The sequence below is a fragment of the Streptomyces nanshensis genome, assembly GCF_001751255.1.
Classification (GTDB): domain Bacteria; phylum Actinomycetota; class Actinomycetes; order Streptomycetales; family Streptomycetaceae; genus Streptomyces; species Streptomyces nanshensis_A.
The window spans coordinates 1-1,681 of the sequence record NZ_LJGW01000570.1; the positions used below are offsets into that span (position 1 = coordinate 1).

General features: G+C 72.3%; 1 protein-coding gene and 1 pseudogene. Both read left to right on the forward strand.

The window, feature by feature from the left end; all coding sequences use genetic code 11:
• Window positions 1–1,054: VWA domain-containing protein (locus AN218_RS29800; protein WP_070020171.1), on the forward strand; the 1,054-nt coding region annotated here is incomplete at its 5' end.
• A gap of 169 nt (window positions 1,055–1,223) precedes the next feature.
• Window positions 1,224–1,681, forward strand: a pseudogene (locus AN218_RS29805) (hypothetical protein); the annotation flags it as partial.

The window sequence follows — 1,681 nt, forward strand, 5'->3', positions numbered from 1 at the left end:
CCAGGCCCTGTACGGCGGCGGCCGGCCCGGCGACGACGCACGCGCCCGCCGCGGCGGCGAACGCACCGCCGGCCTCGGCGGTTCCGCGCCCCAAGTGGCGCGCTGGCTGGGCGACATCAGAACGTACTTCCCCAGCTCGGTCGTCCAGGTCATGCAGCGCGACGCCGTCGAGCGGCTGAACCTCTCCGCGCTGATGCTGGAGCCGGAGATGCTGGAGGCGGTCGAGCCGGACGTCCATCTCGTGGGCACGCTGCTGTCGTTGAAGGCGGCCATGCCGGAGACCAGCAAGGAGACCGCGCGCATGGTCGTGCGCAAGGTCGTCGAGGAGCTGGAGAGGAAGCTGTCCGCCCGTACCCGCTCCGCGGTGACCGGCGCGCTCGACCGCTCGGCACGTGTGAGCCGCCCCCGCCACCGCGACATCGACTGGGACCGCACGATCAGGGCCAACCTCAAGAACTATCTGCCCGAGTACGGGACGGTCGTGCCGGAGCGGCTCGTCGGCTACGGCCGTGCGTCACGCGGGGTGAAGAAGGACGTCATCCTCTGCATCGACCAGTCCGGATCGATGGCCGCGTCCGTGGTGCACGCGTCGGTGTTCGGAGCGGTGCTCGCGTCGATGCGTTCGCTGAGCACGCGCCTCGTCGTCTTCGACACCAGCGTCGTCGACCTCACCGACGCGCTCGACGACCCCGTGGACGTGCTGTTCGGCACCCAGCTCGGCGGCGGCACGGACATCAACAGGGCGCTGGCGTACTGCCAGTCGCAGATCAGCCGCCCCGCCGAGACCGTCGTCGTGCTCGTCAGCGATCTCTACGAGGGCGGCATACGCGACGAGATGCTCAAGCGGGTCGCGCAGATGAAGGCGGCGGGAGTGCAGTTCGTCTCGCTGCTCGCCCTGTCCGACGAAGGGGCACCGGCCTACGACCGTGCGCACGCGAGCGCGCTCGCCGCCCTCGGGGCGCCCGCCTTCGCCTGCACCCCGGACCGCTTCCCGGAGGTGATGGCGGCGGCGGTGGAGAAGCGTCCGCTGCCCGTGCCGGACGACTCGCTGTGACCACCGCGTGAACAAGCTGTGAGGGAGGTTGCGCCGGGGACCGGCTGCCGTGCAAGGATCTCCGTTGTCCGGAACGCAGCGTTCCCGCCGGGCGGTTGACGCCCCGGTACGCATGCGTCTCCGTGTTCTCTCTCCCTGGAAGGTCTCTGCCTTGTCAGCAGTTCCCGCCGTGTCTGCCGCCGTGCGCCCGCCGCACCCGGCCGTCGTACGCCGGGCCCTGCTGACGCTGCTCTTCCTCGGTGGCTTTCTTCTCCTCGCGGTCCTCTTCGGCGGCAGCGCGCACGCGGCCTCCGGTACGGACGGCGCGGACGGTACGGAGCAGCGTGGCCACGCGGCGGCCGGGATGCTGACCTCGAAGTCCGGCGGAGTCCCGGCCTCCGGGGACGCCACCGGTGCCGCGTCCGGCCACGCCGCCTCGGGCGCCTCGGCCCACCAGACGGCTGAACAGGGCCTGAGCAAGGCCCGGTTGACGGAAGAGCGGCGCCGCGCGGCACAGCAGGCCGCCGAGCGTGCCGCCGCCCATGTGATGGGCCCGGTCGCGGACGGCACCGACGGTGCCGCGGCGGCGACCCGTCCCGTCGGACACGTCGTCGGCGAGGTGACCGGCCCGGAGGGCCTGGGCGGACT